We start from the raw sequence: 419 nt of genomic DNA, 5'->3' as shown, positions 1-419 counted from the left end.
ACGGCACGCAGCCCAGAACCGGCAGCGGGCTGTTGGCGAACAGCTGCGCAGGATCGACGTGGGCGATGCTGGCTTTGGTGGAGTCGTCGAAGATTTCGGACAGGTCAGGACGGGTGCGGCCCTGATCGTCGACCGGTGCGTTCAGCTTGTTGATGATTACGCCGGTGATGTTTTTGTTCTTGCTGCCGCCGAAGCTGGTGCGCGCCAGTTCGATGCGCTCTTTCAGCTGCGCCGGGGAGTCGTTGCCCAGCGCCAGCACGAAGACGATCTCGGCGTTCAGTGTTTTGGCGATCTCGTAGTTCAGCGCGTTGGCGAACTGATGCTTGCGGGTCGGCACCAGGCCTTCGATCAGCACCACTTCCGCGTCTTTGGTGTTCTCGTGGTAGCGCGCCACGATCTCTTCCATCAGCACGTCTTGC

Annotated in this window: 1 protein-coding gene; it reads right to left on the bottom strand. The window is 61.3% G+C overall.

Features of this window, described 5'->3' with window-relative positions:
• Positions 1–406 (bottom strand): AAA family ATPase (locus tag CS062_RS25540; RefSeq protein ID WP_233218254.1); only part of this gene is annotated, 406 nt, incomplete at its 3' end.
• Positions 407–419: the final 13 nt, after the last annotated feature.

Origin of the sequence: Roseateles chitinivorans, from assembly GCF_002761755.1 — a bacterium.
GTDB classification, from domain to species: domain Bacteria; phylum Pseudomonadota; class Gammaproteobacteria; order Burkholderiales; family Burkholderiaceae_C; genus Roseateles; species Roseateles chitinivorans.
Note: the sequence above shows the minus strand (reverse complement) of the source record. Positions and strands in the feature narration are given on the sequence as shown.